General features: G+C 60.3%; 19 protein-coding genes. 6 read left to right on the forward strand and 13 right to left on the reverse strand.

The window, feature by feature from the left end; genetic code table 11:
* Window positions 1-112: 112 nt before the first annotated feature.
* Both EYD00_RS19425 and EYD00_RS19430 read left to right on the forward strand, forming a co-directional pair.
* Window positions 113-640 (forward strand): DUF992 domain-containing protein, encoded by a 528-nt coding sequence (locus tag EYD00_RS19425; RefSeq protein ID WP_004437608.1) that lies wholly within the window; start codon window positions 113-115, stop codon window positions 638-640.
* Window positions 641-738: 98 nt separating this feature from the next.
* Window positions 739-1,137 (forward strand): c-type cytochrome, encoded by a 399-nt coding sequence (locus EYD00_RS19430; protein WP_006698130.1) that lies wholly within the window; start codon window positions 739-741, stop codon window positions 1,135-1,137.
* Window positions 1,138-1,139: 2 nt separating this feature from the next.
* Here EYD00_RS19430 and recX read toward each other — a convergent pair whose 3' ends face one another.
* The 6 genes from recX to EYD00_RS19460 all read right to left on the reverse strand — a co-directional run bounded on the left by recX (window position 1,140) and on the right by EYD00_RS19460 (window position 7,197).
* Window positions 1,140-1,730: a recombination regulator RecX gene (recX, locus tag EYD00_RS19435; RefSeq protein ID WP_034500197.1), complete on the reverse strand. Its 591-nt coding sequence runs from the start codon at window positions 1,728-1,730 to the stop codon at window positions 1,140-1,142.
* Window positions 1,731-1,792: 62 nt separating this feature from the next.
* Window positions 1,793-2,713 (reverse strand): SMP-30/gluconolactonase/LRE family protein, encoded by a 921-nt coding sequence (locus EYD00_RS19440; protein ID WP_022563414.1) that lies wholly within the window; start codon window positions 2,711-2,713, stop codon window positions 1,793-1,795.
* Window positions 2,714-2,745: 32 nt separating this feature from the next.
* Complete coding sequence (locus tag EYD00_RS19445; RefSeq protein ID WP_034500199.1) at window positions 2,746-3,693, reverse strand: ABC transporter permease; 948 nt, start codon at window positions 3,691-3,693, stop codon at window positions 2,746-2,748.
* Window positions 3,690-4,631, reverse strand: a complete 942-nt coding sequence (locus tag EYD00_RS19450) for an ABC transporter permease (RefSeq protein WP_004437626.1) — start codon at window positions 4,629-4,631, stop codon at window positions 3,690-3,692. Before EYD00_RS19450 ends, EYD00_RS19445 begins: the two co-directional genes overlap by 4 nt.
* Complete coding sequence (locus EYD00_RS19455; protein WP_034500202.1) at window positions 4,628-6,091, reverse strand: ATP-binding cassette domain-containing protein; 1,464 nt, start codon at window positions 6,089-6,091, stop codon at window positions 4,628-4,630. Before EYD00_RS19455 ends, EYD00_RS19450 begins: the two co-directional genes overlap by 4 nt.
* A gap of 89 nt (window positions 6,092-6,180) precedes the next feature.
* Window positions 6,181-7,197: an ABC transporter substrate-binding protein gene (locus EYD00_RS19460; protein ID WP_004437634.1), complete on the reverse strand. Its 1,017-nt coding sequence runs from the start codon at window positions 7,195-7,197 to the stop codon at window positions 6,181-6,183.
* A gap of 303 nt (window positions 7,198-7,500) precedes the next feature.
* Here EYD00_RS19460 and EYD00_RS19470 point away from each other — a divergent pair, with 303 nt between their 5' ends.
* Entirely contained in the window at window positions 7,501-8,736 is a 1,236-nt protein-coding gene (locus EYD00_RS19470) for a GAF domain-containing sensor histidine kinase (protein ID WP_004437637.1), read from the forward strand.
* Between the two features lies 1 nt (window position 8,737).
* Window positions 8,738-9,460, forward strand: coding sequence for a response regulator transcription factor (locus tag EYD00_RS19475; RefSeq protein ID WP_004437639.1), 723 nt, complete (start codon window positions 8,738-8,740; stop codon window positions 9,458-9,460).
* Between the two features lie 4 nt (window positions 9,461-9,464).
* Here the strand turns inward: EYD00_RS19475 and EYD00_RS19480 are convergent, their stop codons facing one another.
* Both EYD00_RS19480 and EYD00_RS19485 read right to left on the reverse strand, forming a co-directional pair.
* Window positions 9,465-10,481: a DNA topoisomerase IB gene (locus EYD00_RS19480; RefSeq protein ID WP_004437641.1), complete on the reverse strand. Its 1,017-nt coding sequence runs from the start codon at window positions 10,479-10,481 to the stop codon at window positions 9,465-9,467.
* Between the two features lie 86 nt (window positions 10,482-10,567).
* A complete protein-coding gene (locus EYD00_RS19485) occupies window positions 10,568-11,797 on the reverse strand; it encodes a PQQ-dependent sugar dehydrogenase (protein WP_022563417.1) in 1,230 nt (409 codons plus the stop codon).
* Between the two features lie 184 nt (window positions 11,798-11,981).
* On the opposite strand from EYD00_RS19485, the gene EYD00_RS25980 reads away from it, so the two are divergent.
* Complete coding sequence (locus EYD00_RS25980; protein WP_004437649.1) at window positions 11,982-12,167, forward strand: hypothetical protein; 186 nt, start codon at window positions 11,982-11,984, stop codon at window positions 12,165-12,167.
* Here EYD00_RS25980 and EYD00_RS19495 read toward each other — a convergent pair whose 3' ends face one another.
* The 3 genes from EYD00_RS19495 to EYD00_RS19505 form a co-directional block, all read right to left on the reverse strand.
* Window positions 12,168-12,794: a class I SAM-dependent methyltransferase gene (locus EYD00_RS19495; RefSeq protein ID WP_022563419.1), complete on the reverse strand. Its 627-nt coding sequence runs from the start codon at window positions 12,792-12,794 to the stop codon at window positions 12,168-12,170.
* A gap of 7 nt (window positions 12,795-12,801) precedes the next feature.
* Complete coding sequence (locus tag EYD00_RS19500) at window positions 12,802-13,470, reverse strand: pseudouridine synthase (protein ID WP_022563420.1); 669 nt, start codon at window positions 13,468-13,470, stop codon at window positions 12,802-12,804.
* Window positions 13,471-13,607: 137 nt separating this feature from the next.
* Complete coding sequence (locus EYD00_RS19505) at window positions 13,608-14,195, reverse strand: IMPACT family protein (protein WP_022563421.1); 588 nt, start codon at window positions 14,193-14,195, stop codon at window positions 13,608-13,610.
* A gap of 68 nt (window positions 14,196-14,263) precedes the next feature.
* Here EYD00_RS19505 and EYD00_RS19510 point away from each other — a divergent pair, with 68 nt between their 5' ends.
* Window positions 14,264-15,493 carry a TIGR03862 family flavoprotein gene (locus tag EYD00_RS19510; protein ID WP_034500204.1) on the forward strand — a complete coding sequence of 410 codons (1,230 nt, stop codon included), beginning with the start codon at window positions 14,264-14,266 and terminating at the stop codon, window positions 15,491-15,493.
* On the opposite strand, the gene EYD00_RS19515 is transcribed toward EYD00_RS19510, so the two are convergent.
* The gene (locus EYD00_RS19515; protein WP_004437660.1) at window positions 15,485-16,546 is read right to left on the reverse strand and encodes a quaternary amine ABC transporter ATP-binding protein; all 1,062 of its coding nucleotides are present in this window, start codon (window positions 16,544-16,546) and stop codon (window positions 15,485-15,487) included. The genes EYD00_RS19510 and EYD00_RS19515 overlap by 9 nt on opposite strands.
* The gene (locus tag EYD00_RS19520) at window positions 16,539-17,426 is read right to left on the reverse strand and encodes an ABC transporter permease (protein ID WP_006698119.1); all 888 of its coding nucleotides are present in this window, start codon (window positions 17,424-17,426) and stop codon (window positions 16,539-16,541) included. The genes EYD00_RS19515 and EYD00_RS19520 overlap by 8 nt, the downstream gene beginning before the upstream one ends.
* Between the last annotated feature and the right edge of the window lie 176 nt (window positions 17,427-17,602).

Genomic DNA, 17,602 nt, shown 5'->3' on the forward strand with positions numbered 1-17,602 from the left:
ATTAAGTTGTTTTGGATCGATTTCAGGGAACAAACGTTAACAGTGCGGAATTCAATATCCGGAGAGGGCAAGAAGGGCTGCTGCGGGTAGGAATAAAACAGGAGATAATCAGATGAAAAAGGCTGTTGCCGTAACTTTTGCCGCATTGACGATGGGCCTTGGCGGAACCGCATCCGCACTCGCTGCCGACCTTGCACGATACGAGCCGGCTCCGCAGGAGCAGGACGATCGCAACGGCGTCAAGATCGGTTACCTCACCTGCGATATCGGCGGCGGCGTCGGTTACGTTCTCGGCTCGGCCAAGGAACTGGATTGCACCTTCCAGTCCACGATCGGCGCACGTCGTACCGACCACTATAGCGGCGCTATCCGCAAGATGGGCGTTGACCTCGGTTTCACCACGCAGGGCCGTCTGGTCTGGGCCGTTTTCGCCCCGACCGCCGGTTACCACCGGGGTTCGCTCGGCGGCCTCTATCAGGGCGCAACGGCTGAAGTCACCGTCGGTCTCGGCGTTGGCACGAACGTTCTCGTCGGCGGTACTTCCGGCTCGATCCAGCTGCAGACAGTGAGCGTGACCGGCCAGGTTGGCCTTAACCTCGCCGCCACCGGCACCTCGGTGACGCTGACGGCCATGAACTGATCCGGCTGATGCCCGGAGGCTAGAGCCGGGCATTAGGTCGCATGACAAAACACGCCCTCTTCGTTGTCAGACGCAGAGGGCGTTGTATTATCAGGGGTATGATGTCCCCGATCAAAAAAGTCGCGGCCGCGGTCGCATTCATCCTCCTCCCGGCGTCGAGCGCTTTCTCCGAAGGCGATGCTGCGCATGGCGAGAAGGTTTTCAGCCGCTGCTCCACCTGCCACAGCATCGACGCGCCGCGCACCCGCATGGGGCCGCATCTGATGGGCGTGGTCGGAAGACCCATCGCATCTATCGCTGACTACAGCCACTATTCACAGGCGCTGAAGGATGCTGGAGCGGCAGGCAGGGTTTGGTCGGAGGAGGAGTTGCAGAAATTTCTGTCCAGTCCGAAGAAGGCGCTCCCGGGAAATGCAATGCGCTTTTTCGGCCTCTGGAGCGAGAGTGATATCGCCGATCTCATCGCTTATCTGAAAACCCGTCCGCTGCCACAATAACGTCAGAGCGGTGCTTCCGATAAAATATCTTCCGCTTCTTCCGTCGTCATCGACATAACCTTCGACCCGATTTCGAAACCAAAACCATTGCGGGCAAATGCCGAAAACTCCTTTGCCTTGCGCTTCTCATCAAGCTCGACCCGACGGTAAGGGCCAAAAGCGCGTTTTCGCGCAAAATTGATGGCTGCGACCAGATCGTCGGTTTCCTGAAGGGCGACGGCTGCGGTCTCCCGGTCTATCCCCTTAAGCTGAAGCTTTTGCGCCAGCCCCCGTTTCGATTTGCCGCTGCGCTGCCCGCTTCGCACGGTGATTTCCGCAAAGGCTGTATCGTCAAGCGCCTTGATCTCATAAGCGAAACGCACCGCGAAATCGCCAAGCGCCTTTATCTGCGCGGCGCCGATATCCTCGAATTTTTTCCGTGCCTTGCGCATGATGGCGTCGCGCAGCTGCTTTTCCGTCATCATGCGCTGTTCCAGCCGGTATAGAGCGGAATTGCGTGCCCAGGAGAGCATGCGGCTGGTTGGTTCAACGGCCGGGGCTTTGCCGTCGAACTCCATATCGTCAGTCAGGAAAAGGTTGGAATCGTCACTCATCGGCCAATTATAGCGCTCTGAAGCGATCTTGCCACTTCCTGCCAGACCAGCGTTTTCGGATTTCAGGGTGTCTGTGCACCGGTTGCGGCGACATAGACCGAATAGAGCGATTTTGTCGCGGTGATGAACAGGCGGTTCTTTTTCGGCCCTCCGAAGGTGAGGTTCGCCACTGTCTGCGGCACCTTGATCTTGCCGATGAGCGTGCCGTCAGGCGCAAAGCAGTGCACGCCGTCACCGGCGCTCGTCCACAGATTGCCGGCCGTGTCGAGGCGAAAGCCATCCGGCAGGCCATTGTCGATATTGCAGAATTCCCGGCCGTTGGCGAGTTTTACGCCATCCACGACGTCGAAGACGCGGATATGGCGGGGTCGGGTGACATCGTGGCTGTAGGAACTGTCGGCAATGTAGAGCTTCGTTTCGTCAGGCGAAAATGCGAGGCCGTTCGGCTGCACGAAGTCGTCGATGGCGATGTCGATCTTTCCGGTAGCGGGATCGAGCCGGTAGACATTGCGGGTCTTCTGCTCCGGCTCGGCCTTGTAGCCCTCGTAATCGGACAGAATGCCGTAGGTCGGGTCGGTGAACCAGACGCTGCCATCTGATTTCACCACCACGTCATTGGGTGAGTTCAGCCGCTTGCCGTAGTAGCTATCGGCAAGGACGGTGATCGAGCCGTCGACCTCGGTGCGGGTGACGCGGCGGCCTCCATGTTCGCAGGACACAAGACGTCCCTGCCGGTCGCGGGTGTTGCCGTTGGTGAAGTTGGAGGGCTGGCGATAAACCGAGATTCCGCCATCCGGCACCCAGCGAAGCATGCGCTCATTGGGGATATCGCTGAAAAGCAGGCAGTTCAGGTCGGCGAACCACACCGGTCCTTCTGCCCAGCGGCAGCCCGAATAAAGCTCTTCCAGCTCGGCATTGCCGACGATCAGGTGGCGGAAACGGTCGTCGTGAATTTCGTAAGGTGAAGTCTTGTCTGTGGTCATGAGCGTGGTCCGCTTTGGCTTGTCGTTCGGGGTCAGCGCGTGGCCTTCGGGCCACTCGCCAGAAGAATGACGGAGACGATGATGAGACCGGTGAGGATGAGGCGGATGCCCGCGCCGAAACCATAGGTATTCAGCATCGAGACCACCAGGAACATGAAGAGCGATGCGCCCCATATGCCGGGCACGTTGGAATCCCCTCCCGCCACCGCTGTGCCGCCGATGACAACGACGGCGATGGACATCAGCAGATATTCCGAGCCCATGTTGAGCGCCGCACCGCCGGAGAAGCTGGCGAGCAGATAACCGGCAATTGCCGCCAGCACCGCACAGAGGACGTAGGTGACGAAGCGTGCGCCATCCACGGGAATGCCGGTCATGCGGGCAGCGAAGGTGCTCTGGCCGATGGCGGCAATCCAGCGTCCGTAGAAGGAGCGGTCCAGCAGCAGCCATGCAATAACGGAAAGCAGCAGGGCGACCAGGGCGACGTTGGGAATGCCGAGAAAACTCGATGTGGCGAATGTGGCCAATGTTTCCGGCGGCTTGATGCGCAGGCCGCGGTTCGACCAGATGGCGATGGACTGCACGATGAAGCTCATGGAGAGCGTCGCGATGATCGGCGGGATGCGCAGGAGCTTGATCAGGGCATAATTGCCGATGCCGATGGCGATACCGATGAGGATGGCGATCAGCAATCCCGGCAGAATGAGGCTGTCCGATACATCCATGAACTTCAAGGCAAGCGTCCCCGACAGCGTCATCGTCGCGGGAACGCAGAGGTCGATATTTCCGGGCCCGAGCGTGATGACGAACATCTGGCCGATGCCGACGATGACAGAAAAGGCCGCGAAGGTGAGTGCTGCGTGCGACAGGCCGAATGAGCTTGCGCCGCCAGTGAAGAGCACGGTGATGATCCACACCGCAATGGTTGCGGCAAAGGACCAGATCCACGGTTTTCTGGTGAGGGAAGAGAGCCCGTTCATTGGTTTTTCTCCCGCTTTTCGAGACGGTTGAGCAGGATGCGCAATGCCAGCACGATGATGAGGATTGCCCCTTGCGCGCCAATCTGCCAGTCCGGCGAGATGCGCATGAAGGAGAGGAAGGAGCCTGCAAGCGTCAGCGTCAGCGCGCCGATGACGGCACCGATGGGCGATACTCTTCCGCCGACGAATTCGCCGCCGCCGAGGATGACGCCGGCAATCGACAGCAGCGTGTAGCGCAGCGCGATATTGGCGTCGGCCGATGTCGTCAGGCCCACGAGGGCGATACCGGACAGCACCGCGAAGAAACCGGCCAGCGCAAAGGTGGCGGCGCGGATGCCGATGACTGACCAGCCGGAACGCTCGACAGAGCGGAAATTTCCGCCGACGCCGCGCATCAACACGCCGAACGAGGAGCGCATGACGATATAATGGGCGATGACCGCAATCAGGATACTGGCGACGATCGCGATCGGCACGAAAGGCGGTTTTGCCGTCATCAACGTGCGGATGAAGGCAGGCGCCTGGCCGCCGGGCGAGGGGAGAATGAGCACGGCGAGGCCGCCCCAGACGAAACTCATGCCCAGTGTGACGACGATGGAGGGCAGGGCGCGGATATGGATGATGGCGCCGAGCAGTGCATAAACCGCGATCGCCCCGGCAAAGATCGCAATACCAAGCAATGGCGTCGTTTGCAGGAAGGTCGCGGTGACGCAGGCGCAGAAACTGACGAAGGTGCCCATCGACAGGTCGAGATCGTTGACCGACATGATGAGCATCTGCGCAATGGTGGCGAGTGCAATCGGCACTGCCAGATTGAACAGTAGGTTCAAGCCGGTGTAGCTCATGGCACGCGGCTGCATGTAGAAGACTGCGGCGAGCAGGAAGGCGAGCGAGGCGGCGGGAATGATGAGGCGGAGCGCGTTTGCCGAAAGTTTCATGCGTGGTCTTCTCCGGCAAAGGAAGCGGCCAGCACATTCTGCTCGGTAACGTCGTCGCCGACGAGTTCCGCCTGGATGGCGCCGTCGCGGAAGACATAAACCCGGTCACAGAGACGGATTTCATCCATCTCGGTCGAGTACCAGATGAAGGTGCGGCCGTGAGAGGCTTCAGTTCTCAAGATATCGTAGACCTCCTGTTTGGTGCCGATATCGACGCCGCGCATCGGATCGTCCATCAAAACGGTGCTGGCGGTGGTGGCGAGCGCACGGGCAAAAAGGACTTTCTGCTGGTTGCCGCCGGAGAGAGACAGGATCCTGTTGCCCATGTCGGGCGTGCGAATTTCGATGCGCTTTTTCCACTGCGCGCCCAGTTCGCTCTCCTTGCTCCTGTCCACAATGCCCGCGGATGAAATATCCCGCAGCGACGCGATGGAGAGGTTCTTCAGGATGCTCCACAGCGGGAAGGTGCCGTTGAGGCTGCGGTCGCCCGCGACGAAAGCGATATCGGTCTTGCGCACCGGCAGCCAGCTGCTGTTGCGGGCAAGATAGAGGTCGAGAAGCGCTTCGGTCTGGCCATGTCCGCCGAGGCCGGCAAGGCCGATGATCTCTCCGCGGAAAGCCTCGAAGGCAAGGCCTTCGCCCCGGCGCGCCGGCATGGAAAGCACCTTTTCGCCCGCCTTGCGGCTCTCACCCTTTTGCCTGTCCTGCGGCTTGACGACGCTGCCCATGGCCTCCACCAGCGTCCGCGTGGTGAATTCGGCGGCGGGCCGGTTGGCCACCACGCGGCCATCCTTCATGACAACGATGCGGGTGGCGGTTGAAAGAATTTCACCGAGAATATGCGAGATCAACAGAACAGAGCCGCCGGTGCGCACAAAACGCCGGACATAATCCATCAACTGTTCGGCAAGGCCCGCGTCTAACGAGGATGTCGGCTCGTCGAGAATGACCAGCCTCGGGGCTTCAGGCGTGCGGCAGAAATTGATGGCGATTTCCACCATCTGCCTCTCTGCAATCGAAAGCTCGGCAATCGTCAGTTCGCAATCGATGCCGTGGCCGGGAAAAATCTCGTCGAGCGTCTGGCGGATCATGGAAAGAGCGCGCCCGCGCCAGTTCCGCCCGTTCATGGCGGCATGCATGATGCGGACGTTTTCGCTGATTGTCAGGTTGGGGCAGAGCGAGAGTTCCTGAAAGACGCAGCGCACGCCGCTCGCACGCGCAGCGGCTATGCCGTGGCGGTTCTGGTTCCCACGATAGGAAATGGAGCCTTCATGCGGTGTGAGCCCGCCATTGATGACATTGACGATGGTGGATTTGCCTGCGCCGTTGTGGCCAACGAGCCCGAGGCATTCCCCGGCGCGGATGACGAGATTGGCCCCATCCAGCGCCCTGACCGCGCCGAACACGACCTTCACGCCGCGCGCGGCGACGACTTCTTCCGCCTCGATGATGTCATTCATGAGCAATTACGCCAGTGATCTGAAATTGAATGTGGGATCACTGCGGCGCTTCCTTCGAAAGCGCCGCAGGATCAGGTAGGAACCGCGGGTTACTTCGCCGCGGAAATCACCTTCTGGGCATCCTCAAGCGAATATTCCACATTCGCCACGCCACCCTTCTGGGTGTTCTTGAGGTTGTCCTCGAGATTGGCCTGGTCGATGCGCAGGAAGGGCACCGTCAGGTCCTTCTTCACATCCTTGCCGTCGAGAATTTGCTGCGCCACCCAGAAAGCCAGCGTCGAAACACCGGGTGCGATGGAGACGGACATGGTCTCATAGCCGCTCGCATCCTTCTGCTGTTTCCACCATTGCAGCTCGTCTTCGCGGTTGCCCATGACGATGGTCGGCGTCGGGCGCTTGGCGGCGGCAAAAGCCTGGGCCGCACCGTAACCGTCACCACCTTGCGTTACGACAGCCGCGATCTCGGGAAGGCTTGGCAAAATGCCGGCAACGGCGCGCTGGGCGACATCCTGCGCCCAGTCGCCATTGACCGAACCAACGATCTTGAACTGCGGGTTCTTGGCGACGGCGTCGACAATACCAGCATGGATTTCGTCATCCACGGAAACACCGGCCAGGCCGCGAATTTCGAGCAGGTTGCCGCCCTTCGGCATCGCTTTGGCAAGGTAGTCGATCTGGCTTGCGCCCATGGCCTTGAAGTCGACGGCGATGCGCCATGCGCAGGGCTCGGTGACGATGCCGTCGAAGGATACGACGGTGATGCCGGCATCGCAGGCTTCCTTCACCGCGCCGTTGAGTGCAGTCGGCGAAGCGGCGTTGATGACGATGGCGTCATAACCCTGCAGGATCAGGTTCTGGATCTGCGCCGCCTGTTCGGTCGCCTGGTTTTCGGCTGTCGTGAAGGCGTCAGCTGCGGCCACCTGCTTGTCGGCAACCGCCTGCTTGGTGATCTTGTCCCAGCTGGTCAGCATCGCCTGACGCCAGGAATTGCCTGCGTAATTGTTTGAAAGCGCAATCTTTTTTGCCGACGTATCGGCATGAGCGGTGATCGGCAGCGCTGCACATGCGACAGCGGCCGATGCCAGAAGCATCTTCCTGAAAGCCATTTGATTTCCTCCCTCGTGGCTTGCCCTTTTCGAGCCCGGAATTCTCGCACGCCGCAAATCTCCTCGGCGGCAGGCGGAATTCCTTTGCACTGGAGCTCCTTTCCCCAGTAGAAGCGAGAATGACCAAGAAGATTTGGCTTGTATAGGCGGATCGCGGCAATCTTCCTGCGGGTTTCCGCAGAAAGCTTGCGGGAACCCGCAGGACGAAAGGTCACTGTCGGGCGCAGAATGAAGAATGCGGACCCGATGGGTTAAATCTTCGCCGCAGGGATTGGAGGCAGACGCTTGGGAGGGCGTCCGCACATGCTGGATACGCCGAAAAGCGCTCTTTTTCATCACTATATGGGCATTTCGAGGCTGCTCGCCGGGCAGCTGGAGTTTAATGCCATCATTCAGGCGGTCGCAACCGAGATCAGCCATATCATCCCGCATGATCACATGGATGTCTGCATCAAGCAGCTGGATGACAAGTATCACATTGCCTATGAGAGCGGTCTGGTCAGCGCCTGGAGCCGACAGCCGCCCGCACTTCTCACCGGAAGCCCGATCCGGTCGCTGTTGTCGGGCTCGGTCGAATATCTTTTAAGCGGCGACGCCTGTTCCGATCCGCGCTTTCATTTCGAAGGGTCGTTTTCCAGCCCCATCATCGAACTTGGCCTGCACAGCCGCCTGCATGTCCCCATGAAGGTGCATGGCGACATCATCGGTGCGCTCAGTTGCTCCTCGCACCAGTCGAACGCCTATACGATGGAAGATGTCACTAACGCCCGCGCCGTTGCGGATTTGCTGGCGCCCTATTTCTACGCCATTCGTGCCGCTGAACAGGCCAAGCGCTCGGCCATCGAGGAGGCGCGCGCCAATGCCCGCGAAGAAGGCCTGCGCCTCGGCGCGCTGCAATTGACGGAAGCGCTGGAGGCCGAGCGGCAGCGCATCGGCATGGACCTGCATGACCAGACTCTGGCCGACCTGACGCGGCTTGCGCGGCGTATCGAGCGCATGAGCCACACTCCCGATATTTCCGGCGAGATGCTGGAGCCGGTGGTGCGCAGCCTGCAGCATTGCATGCAGGATCTGCGCGAGATTATCGAGGAGGCGAAACCCTCGATCCTGCAATTGTTCGGCGTCGTTGAAGCCATCGAGACCTATGTGGACCGCTCCGTGCGCGACAGCGGATGCGCTATCGACTGGTCAGTGAAGGACGAGACGGAGGGGCTGGTTGAAAGGCTGGACAAGACGGTGGCCATATCGCTCTTCCGCATCGTGCAGGAGGCCGTGAACAATGCCATTCGCCATGCCCAGCCCGAAACGATTGCCGTGAGACTCGCCGCAATCGACGGCGGGTTGCGGGTGACGGTGAGCGATGACGGCAATGGCGGCGGTGACAGTGGTGCCCCCGGCGGTCTCGGCATGGGCAACATGAAGACGCGGGCGCGGCTGATCTCTGCCCGGTTCGACAGAGGCGGCAACCGTGATGGGGCGGGTACATGCATCACCGTCACCCTGCCTGCGGGCGCTTTCAATTTCCGGGAGGAGATGTGACATGGACGTGCTCATCGTTGAGGATGATGCCCTGCATCGGGCCTATCTGAACGAGGCGGTAAGAGCCGCCCTGCCGGAATGCGACAAGGTGCTGGAGGCGGCAAACGGCAGAACCGGCGAAAAGCTGGCGCGGGAAAATCGCGCCGCCCATATCGTCATGGACTTGCAGATGAACGAGCGCAACGGCATCGAGGCGGCCCGCACCATCTGGAAGGAAAGGCCGGATACCCGCATCCTGTTCTGGTCCAATTATTCCGACGAGGCCTATGTACGTGGCGTTTCCCGCATCGTGCCTGAGGGTGCCGCCTATGGATATGTGCTGAAATCCGCCTCCGATGACCGACTGCGGCTGGCCCTTCGCAGCATCTTCATCGAGGCGCAATGCGTGATCGACCGGGAAGTGCGCGGCCTGCAGGAGAAGAGCCTCGGCAAGGCGCATGGTTTTACCGATTCCGAATATGAAATTCTTGTCGATGTCGCGCTTGGACTTACCGATAAGGCGATTGCGCGCCGGCGGAACCTGTCGCTGCGCAGCGTGCAGAACCGCTTGCAAAGTCTCTACGAGAAGCTGAACGTGCATCAGGCGGCCGGCGATGACGAGGCGGAAGGCCGGTATAATCTTAGAACCCGCGCCGTTACCGTCGCTTTCCTGCGCAAGCTTTTGAATTACAGCGCGCTGGAAAAGGCCGAGCGCGAACTGGCGGAATGGGTGGGAGGCCGCTGACCTGTCAGGGTAAAAAGGCCAGCAGGCGTCTTTCGTCCGCCCTGAGGCCGGAGACGGGTTTTGCCCCGACCTTCAAGATGCGGCTGAGCTTTTTCTGGGCCTTTTCCTCCGTGGCGATATCGAGAACAGCGGGGTGCACATAGCTCTTGCGGCAGATGGCAGGCGTATTGGAAAGCTCGGTCGCCGCAGCCTGGCACATGCCTTTTATGCTCGGTTTTTCACCGGCTGCCACATGCTCCATGGCGTTGCAGAAGGCCGCGAGCGTTCCGCCCCAGGTGCGGAAGGTCTTGGCGGAAATGCCCTGGCCGCCGATGCGTGAGAGATATGCGTTGAGATCGCTGGAATCGACGGAGTGAACCCGGTTTTCACTATCCTGCCAGACGAAGAGTTCCTTGCCGGGCAGATCGGCGATCTCTTCAAGAATTTTCTGGAGGCGGGGGTGGCGTAATTGCCGTTTCACCTTTTGCCCGCCTTTGGCGGCGAAGCGCAATTCGATGGTTTCACCGAACGAAACGTGCCGCTTGAGCAATGTCGTTGCGCCATAGGTGCCGTTACTCTCAAGATAGGAGCGATTTCCGACGCGCAAATAGGCGGCATCAAGCAACAGGGTGAGGGCTGCAAGCGTCATTTCCTGCCCATGGTCCTGTTTACCGACGTCGGCCATGGCGCGACGGCGGATGGCAGGGAGCGCCCTTCCGAAGCTTTTGAGCTGGAAGAACTTCGTTTCTCCCCTGAGCGTATGCCAGTCGGGATGATAACGATATTGCTTTCGGCCGCGGGCATCAAACCCGGTGGCCTGCAGATGCCCCGACGGGTCGATGCAGATCCAGACATCCTTATACGCGGGCGGTACACCGAGCGATTTGATGCGCTTCAGCTCATCACTATCGCAGAGGAGTTCGCCGCCCGGCAGCCGGTAACAGAAACCGCGTCCGCGTTTTTCGCGGGAAATACCCGGTTCCTGATCACTGACATAGGCAAGTCCGATTTTGGCAAGAAGGCGGGTTGGCGGCTGTGGCATTGTTTTTCCCGGCAGGTTTCACGCTGCGGCAAACGAAAAACAGGCCGCCTTCGTTCCGGCGGCCTGTTGTTCCTGTCATCGCTTTCTCAGGTGGCCTTGGCGATCCGTAAAATTTGCGAGTTGCCGCCGCCGCGTTCTTCAGTCACGGCATAGACAGCGCCATCCGGACCCACTTTCACATCACGAATGCGCGCTTCCAGCGGCAATCGGCTTTCCGTCGCAACCCTGTCGCCGTCAATGTGCAGGATGACGAGGCCCTGGCTCACCAGACCGCCGACGATGAAGGCCCCTTTCCACTCGGGAATCTGGTCGCCGTCGTAAAAGGCCATGCCGGACGGGCCGATGACGGGGTCCCAATAATAAACCGGCTGTTCCATGCCTTCCTTGGCTGTTACACCCTCGCCAACCGCCCGGCCGCTATATTCCACCCCGTAGGTAATCACCGGCCAGCCATAGTTGAGGCCCGCTTTCGGCAGGTTCAGCTCGTCGCCGCCCTTCGGCCCATGCTCGACCGTCCAGAGCCGGCCCTGACCATCCAAAGCCGCGGCTTGAAGATTGCGGTGGCCGTAGCTCCAGATTTCCGGAAGAGCATTCTGCTGTCCGGCGAAGGGATTTCCCTCGAAGGCCTTGCCATCGGCATCAATCCGGAAGACTTTTCCGAGACCGCTCGACAGATCCTGCGCCTGCACGCGCGGCGTGGCATCCGAACGCTCCCCGACGGTGACGTAAAGTTCGTTGTCCGGTCCGAAAACCAGCCGTGATCCGAAATGCTTGTCGCCATCATAGGTCGGCATCTGGCGGAAGATCACCGAGACGTCTTCCAGTTTCGCCGCTCCACCGTCTTCTGTCAGTTTGGCCGATGCGACGGAGGTGCCGTTACCGCCCTCACGCGGCTCGGAAAAGGAGAAGAAGATTTTACGGGAGGTTTCGAAATCGGGCGCCAGCGCTATGTCGAGAAGCCCGCCCTGTCCATCGGAAGCCACCTCCGGCACGCCTTCTATCGCCGGCCCGGCCTTGCCGTCAGCGACGATATGCATGGCGCCCTCCTTGGCAGCGACGATCATGCGACCATCGGGCAGGAATTCCATGGACCACAGATGCGGCAGACCATCGGCGACGACGGTTTTTTCGATGCTCGGCTGGGCAGCAGCCTGCGGCGCGCGCGTCTGGCCCTCAAAAGCCGGTTTCTGATCCGGCGCATTCGGCCGTTTCGTTTCGGCAGCCGGGGCGGTCTGTGCGTTGGCTGCGCCGGCCAAAGGAACGGCAAGCATCGCGCACAGGATCGTCGAATTCAGAAATCGGTTGTTGTGGAACATGGGTCTCCCTTCCGTCGTTTAGGTTACGCAGGAAACCATTTGGGGAGGATTTCGTTTCCTTCGACAGTTTCAAGAAAACTTGATCATTGCGTGTGCAGGCGTCACGCTCTTTTCTCATCCATGCGAATTCATAGGGAACCGTGAGCCGTGCGCTGCGTTTGGCCTCTGTTATACGGAGGGCGCCATGCAAATCATCGACAACAAGACCATAGACGCGAACAGAACCAAGCCGATCCTCAACGTGGCGGAGTTCTGCCGCCGTTATCGGCTCGACAAGGCTGAGGAAGTTAGGCTCAGAAAGCTGTTCGGTGAGTTCGCCTCGCGGCATGAGCTTCTGATGAACGCGCAGCGAAAGCCGAACTTCCGCTGATCATTCATCCTCGTCGTGGGATTTTCCGAAGATCATGAAGACATCATAGCGGGTGTTCTTACCCAGTATCTGATGTGATGGCTTGCGAATACCCGGCATCGGGTCGGCGCGGAGCGGCCACTTCAGAACCACCCGCTTCGTCGCATTCTCCAGCGCAGCCTCCATCAGCTCAACCTGGTCCGGGTCGGCGCCGACCAGTTCTCTCAGCACCCGCATCTCTTTTTTTACCAACGCCGTGTTGTGGCGCGGCGGATGCATGGGGTCGACAATCACCACCTCCGGTGACAGCTCTTTCAGCAAATGCCGGGAGTCGCCGTGGAGCAGAGTCATGCGCGCTGCCGCGTCGGCATAAGCGCCGCCGGCTTCCAGTGCACGACGAATGCCGTCAGCGAGGTGTGCGTGCATCTCCGGCGAGCGCTCGATGAGGGTGACGTCAGCCCCGAGCGATGCGAGCAGGAAGGCGTCCCGCCCCAGGCCAGCCGTGGCATCGACGATTTTTGGCGTGCGGCCCTTGGTGAAACCTGCGGCCTTGGGCAGTGCCTGTCCGCGCCCTTCGCCGGAACGAAAACGGTGCCCAACCGCGCCGCCGACGAAATCCACCACGAAACTTTCGTTTTGTTCCTTCATATCGACCTCAGAACGGAGAGGGCACGGTATAGATGACATCCCGGCCGTCCGGATGACGGAATGCCACTTCCTGCGCATGCAGCATCAGGCGGGGCGCGGCGGAGAGCGCCTCACCTTCGGCATAAAATTCATCGCCGAGAATGGGATGGCCAAGCGCCTTCATATGTACCCGCAATTGATGGGTGCGCCCGGTGAGGGGAGTGAGCGCCAGCCGCGTCGCTGGAAGCGGCAGTCGTTGCAGCACCTGCCACAGGCTCTGCGCGGACTTGCCATTTTCGTGGTCGACCCGGTGGCGGGGCTTGTTCTCGGGATCGATGGCGAGCGGCAGGTCCACTTCTCCGGCCTCTCCCTCAACCTCTCCCCAGACAATGGCAACATAGGATTTGCGCGTCTGGCGGTTTTCAAACTGCGACGCAATTGCGGCGTGCGCCTTGCGGTTCAGCGACATCAGCACGATGCCCGAGGTGTCCTTGTCCAGCCGGTTGATCATCAGCGCTTTCGGGAACTGCTTCTGCACACGCGTCATGAGGCTGTCGGAAAGCGCCGGATCGCGCCCCGGCACCGATAACAGCCCGCTCGGCTTATCAAGCACCAGCAGATCGTCATCGCGGTGCACGATGGTGAGCCAAGGGTCGAGTGGCGGATTATAGATAGGGTTGGAAAGCTCGGATGACATGTCGCTTCCTTAGCACGAATTGCGCATTCGGACAGGCGCTAGAGCATTTCCAGGAAAGGTGGCCCCGGTTTTCCGACCGGAAATGCGCCAAAATAAAGAGTTAGAGTGTTTCCGCGATTCGAAGAAAAGCGAAAACTCTAGTCGGGAATATGGAGATTGACGCGTCCGCTGGTCAGGTCGCTAAGCAGCCGGGTCAGTCGTTCGGCTTCCACGGCCGGAACCGAGAGCAGCATATCCGCGCCGGTGCCGGTAAAGTCCTCCCTCTCAAGCCGCAGGTTCAGCGTGGCGGAAAGGCGTGATTTCACCAGTGCCAGGTCTGAGAAAGGGCAACTCAGCGTGGCGCTGACATAAGCGATGACCGGTGACGTCTCGCCGAGGCGAAGACAGGCGGCCGCCGTGCCGCCGTAAGCGCGCATCAGCCCGCCGCTGCCGAGCAGAATGCCGCCAAACCAGCGGATGACGAGAACCGCGACATTGTCGAGTGACTGACCGTCGATAGCCTGAAGGATCGGTTTACCGGCCGTTCCCGAGGGTTCGCCGTCATCGCTGAAACGATAGTTCTGACCGCTTCGCCAGGCCCAGCAATTATGGTTTGCATCGGGATCGGAATGTGCCGCGAGGAATGTTTTCGCATCCTCTTCACCCGTCACCGGCGCGGCAAAGGCGATGAAGCGGCTTTTCTTTATATCCTGCGAAAAGGTGACGGGGCGGTCGAGCGTGAACATGGGCGCTTCAATATCGCATATATTCGCCTGCGGAAATCGCTATAAGGCTTTCAACGGTGAAGATGGCAATGGAGAGGGTTTTGGGCGAGGCGAGGCAGGTCGCGATTATCGGCGGCGGACCGGCGGGGCTGATGGCGGCGGAGATGCTCTCGGCGGCAGGCCATGCCGTGACGGTGTTCGAGGCGATGCCGACCGTGGCGCGCAAATTGCTGATGGCCGGAAAATCCGGTCTCAACATCACCCATGCCGAAGATTACGACAGTTTCTGTCACCGGTTTGGTGATGCGGAACCGAGGCTGCGCGCCGCTCTCGATGATTTCACGCCGGATATGCTGCGCGACTGGGCGCAGGGGCTAGGGCAGGAAACTTTCGTCGGCACTTCGGGCCGGGTGTTTCCCACCGTCATGAAGGCTTCACCGTTGCTCCGGGCATGGCTCGCCCGGCTGGAGGCGCAGGGGGTGCCCATCAGGACGCGGCATCGCTGGACGGGTTTTTCCGGCAAGCACCTGGTTTTCGCGACACCGGAGGGCGAGATTGCCGTCAAGGCCGACGCCACTCTTTTGGCACTCGGCGGCGCAAGCTGGCCGCGTCTGGGCTCCGATGCCGCATGGGTTTCGGTGCTTGCGGCCAGGGGTGTAGAGCTCGCTCCATTCCGCCCTGCCAATTGCGGTTTTGACGTTGATTGGAGCGATGTCTTCCGTGAGCGTTTTGCGGGTGAAGCGGTGAAATCCACAATCACCATTTCGCCGGCGGGGGCCTTTCAGGGCGAATTCGTGATAACGAAGCACGGCATTGAGGGCAGCGTGATCTATGCCCATTCCGCCGCCCTGCGAGACCGGTTGGAAGAAGCAGGGAAAGCGTCGCTGGCGATTGATCTTGCGCCCGGACGTACGGTGGAACGACTTAGCCGTGATCTGGGCAGGCTCGTCAGGAAGGAAAGTTTCGCAAACCGCATGCGTAAGGCGGCTGGCCTGTCTGCCGTGAAGGTCGGGCTTCTGCGGGAAATATTTCCCGATATCGCGGGCATGCCGGATGAATTCGTCGCCGCGAGAATAAAACATGCGGAGATTCCGCTTCTGCGGACGAGGCCGATTGCCGAGGCAATTTCGTCCGCCGGTGGTATCGCGTGGAGCGGCCTTGATGAAAACTACATGCTGGAAAAGCTCCCCGGCATATTTGCTGCCGGGGAAATGCTGGATTGGGAAGCGCCCACCGGCGGTTATCTCCTGACCGCCTGTTTCGCCACCGGCAAGGCGGCCGCAAAGGGCATGGCCGCGTGGCTCGAAGGCTCAGCCTGACAAACGTTCAGCCATGCCTGCTTCCTCACCATGTGCGGTTCGGACGAGGCAGCGCATGATGGCATCGGTGGTGATTGCACCAAGCGCCTTGCCGTTTTCTCCGACGACCGTGGCGCTGCTGACATTTTCCCGGACCAGCGCGCGCAGGCCCTCTTCAACCGTCATATCCGCATCGAGCTGAAGGCGGGACTGGCCGGCAAATTCCGGCTGCACCACGGCGCCAAGGCGAATGACGCGGCCGCGATTGACCTCTTCCACGAAGGCCTCGATATAACTATCCGCCGGCGACATGACGATTTCAGCGGCCGTTCCCTGCTGGATGATTTCGCCGTCGCGCAGAATGGCGATCTTGTCACCCAGCCGCAGCGCTTCGTCGAGATCGTGGGTGATGAAGACCACGGTCTTCTTCAGCTCTTTTTGAAGTTCCAGCAGCACCGTCTGCATGTCGACGCGGATGAGCGGATCGAGGGCCGAATAGGCCTCGTCCATGAGCAGGATTTCGGCATTGTTGGTGAGCGCCCGAGCGAGACCCACACGTTGCTGCATGCCGCCGGAGAGCTGGTTGGGGTAATGGTTGGAGAAGCCCTCCAGGCCGACCCGCCTGATCCAGACCTCTGCCCTTTCTTCGCGCTCGCGCTTGTCGACGCCCTGCACCTCAAGGCCGTAGACGACATTCTGCAGCACGTTGCGGTGGGGCAGGAGACCAAATTTCTGGAACACCATCGCCGTCTTGTGGCGGCGAAATTCCAGAAGATCCGCTTCGTTGAGGCTGCACACGTCTGTGCCGCCATAGAGGATTTCGCCGGCGGTCGGGTCGATCAGCCGGTTGACATGGCGGATCAGCGTGGATTTGCCGGAGCCGGAAAGGCCCATGATAACGGTGATCTGCCCGCCCGGCATGGTGATGTTGATGTCACGCAGGCCGAGCACATGGCCGTGCTTGGCGTTGAGTTCCGATTTGGACATGCCGGCTTTGACGGCTTCGACATGATCCCCCGCTTTGGAGCCGAAAATCTTGTAAAGACTGCGAATTTCGATCGATTGACTAGCCATGCGCCACTTCCCGGTGTTTTTGCAGGCGAAGGCCATAGGCCTGGCTGATGCGGTCGAAAATGATGGCGATGCCGACGATGGCAAGCCCGTTGAACACGCCGAGCGTGAAATATTGGTTGGCGATGGCCTTCAGCACCGGCTGGCCGAGGCCCTGCACGCCGATCATGGAGGCGATGACGACCATGGCAAGCGCCATCATGATGGTCTGGTTGATGCCGGCCATGATGGTGGGCAGCGCGAGCGGCAGCTGAACTTTAAAAAGTTTCTGGCGTTTGGAGGAGCCGAAGGCATCGGCCGCCTCCAGAACGTCACGGTCGACCATGCGGATGCCGAGATTGGTGAGCCGGATCATCGGCGGAATGGCATAGATGACGACGGCGATGACACCTGGGACACGGCCGATGCCGAGCAGCATGACGACGGGAATAAGATAGACGAAACTCGGCATCGTCTGCATCACATCGAGAACGGGGTTGATCACGTTCTGCAGGCGGTTGGACCGTGCCATGGCGATGCCGATGGGCAGGCCGACGATGATGGACAGCACGGCGCAGACGAAGATCATCGAAACCGTCTTCATCGTGTCTTCCCACATGCCGAACCAGCCGATGGCGAAGAGAATGCCGCAACAGAGCGAAACAATGGTGGCGCTGCGGCTGCCGAACCAGGCAAGAGCGCCGACAATAAGAATAACGACCGGCCAGGGCGCGCCGATCAAAAGCCTTTCCGCCCAGATGAGGAAGCTCTGGAGTGGGGTGAACAACCCCTCGATTGCGCCGCCATAGGTTCGGGTAAAGGCCCGGAACCCCTCGTCGATGACTTTTTTCAGCGCGCGCAGAGCATCGTCATTCATGGTCGGAAATTTGAAAAGCCATTCCATATCCTGTTCTCCATGACGAACCGGAGGCGGGGATCGATGTCCTCCGCACTCCGGGAGTAAAATCGCCAGAGCGCCGCGCGGCCAACTGGACGCATGGGCGGAACGCTCTGTTGAACCGGCGCATCGTTATCAGCCAAAGCCGGGTAGCCGATGCGGTTCGGCGTCGCCGCGGGAGA

Origin of the sequence: Agrobacterium sp. 33MFTa1.1, assembly GCF_004328495.1 — a bacterium.
Taxonomy (GTDB): Bacteria; Pseudomonadota; Alphaproteobacteria; order Rhizobiales; family Rhizobiaceae; genus Agrobacterium; species Agrobacterium pusense.

Excerpts from the sequence above, each read along its gene's own strand:
- EYD00_RS19510 (WP_034500204.1), top strand. The coding sequence starts at position 14,264 with ATGGAGAGGGTTTTGGGCGAGGCGAGGCAGGTCGCGATTATCGGCGGC.
- EYD00_RS19445 (WP_034500199.1), bottom strand. The coding sequence starts at position 3,693 with ATGAACGGGCTCTCTTCCCTCACCAGAAAACCGTGGATCTGGTCCTTT.
- EYD00_RS19495 (WP_022563419.1), bottom strand. The coding sequence starts at position 12,794 with ATGAAGGAACAAAACGAAAGTTTCGTGGTGGATTTCGTCGGCGGCGCG.
- EYD00_RS19520 (WP_006698119.1), bottom strand. The coding sequence starts at position 17,426 with ATGGAATGGCTTTTCAAATTTCCGACCATGAATGACGATGCTCTGCGC.
- EYD00_RS19515 (WP_004437660.1), bottom strand. The coding sequence starts at position 16,546 with ATGGCTAGTCAATCGATCGAAATTCGCAGTCTTTACAAGATTTTCGGC.
- EYD00_RS19480 (WP_004437641.1), bottom strand. The coding sequence starts at position 10,481 with ATGCCACAGCCGCCAACCCGCCTTCTTGCCAAAATCGGACTTGCCTAT.
- EYD00_RS19440 (WP_022563414.1), bottom strand. The coding sequence starts at position 2,713 with ATGACCACAGACAAGACTTCACCTTACGAAATTCACGACGACCGTTTC.
- EYD00_RS25980 (WP_004437649.1), top strand. The coding sequence starts at position 11,982 with ATGCAAATCATCGACAACAAGACCATAGACGCGAACAGAACCAAGCCG.
- EYD00_RS19475 (WP_004437639.1), top strand. The coding sequence starts at position 8,738 with ATGGACGTGCTCATCGTTGAGGATGATGCCCTGCATCGGGCCTATCTG.
- EYD00_RS19425 (WP_004437608.1), top strand. The coding sequence starts at position 113 with ATGAAAAAGGCTGTTGCCGTAACTTTTGCCGCATTGACGATGGGCCTT.
- EYD00_RS19460 (WP_004437634.1), bottom strand. The coding sequence starts at position 7,197 with ATGGCTTTCAGGAAGATGCTTCTGGCATCGGCCGCTGTCGCATGTGCA.
- EYD00_RS19450 (WP_004437626.1), bottom strand. The coding sequence starts at position 4,631 with ATGAAACTTTCGGCAAACGCGCTCCGCCTCATCATTCCCGCCGCCTCG.
- recX (WP_034500197.1), bottom strand. The coding sequence starts at position 1,730 with ATGAGTGACGATTCCAACCTTTTCCTGACTGACGATATGGAGTTCGAC.
- EYD00_RS19485 (WP_022563417.1), bottom strand. The coding sequence starts at position 11,797 with ATGTTCCACAACAACCGATTTCTGAATTCGACGATCCTGTGCGCGATG.
- EYD00_RS19470 (WP_004437637.1), top strand. The coding sequence starts at position 7,501 with ATGCTGGATACGCCGAAAAGCGCTCTTTTTCATCACTATATGGGCATT.
- EYD00_RS19505 (WP_022563421.1), bottom strand. The coding sequence starts at position 14,195 with ATGTTCACGCTCGACCGCCCCGTCACCTTTTCGCAGGATATAAAGAAA.
- EYD00_RS19455 (WP_034500202.1), bottom strand. The coding sequence starts at position 6,091 with ATGAATGACATCATCGAGGCGGAAGAAGTCGTCGCCGCGCGCGGCGTG.
- EYD00_RS19500 (WP_022563420.1), bottom strand. The coding sequence starts at position 13,470 with ATGTCATCCGAGCTTTCCAACCCTATCTATAATCCGCCACTCGACCCT.
- EYD00_RS19430 (WP_006698130.1), top strand. The coding sequence starts at position 739 with ATGATGTCCCCGATCAAAAAAGTCGCGGCCGCGGTCGCATTCATCCTC.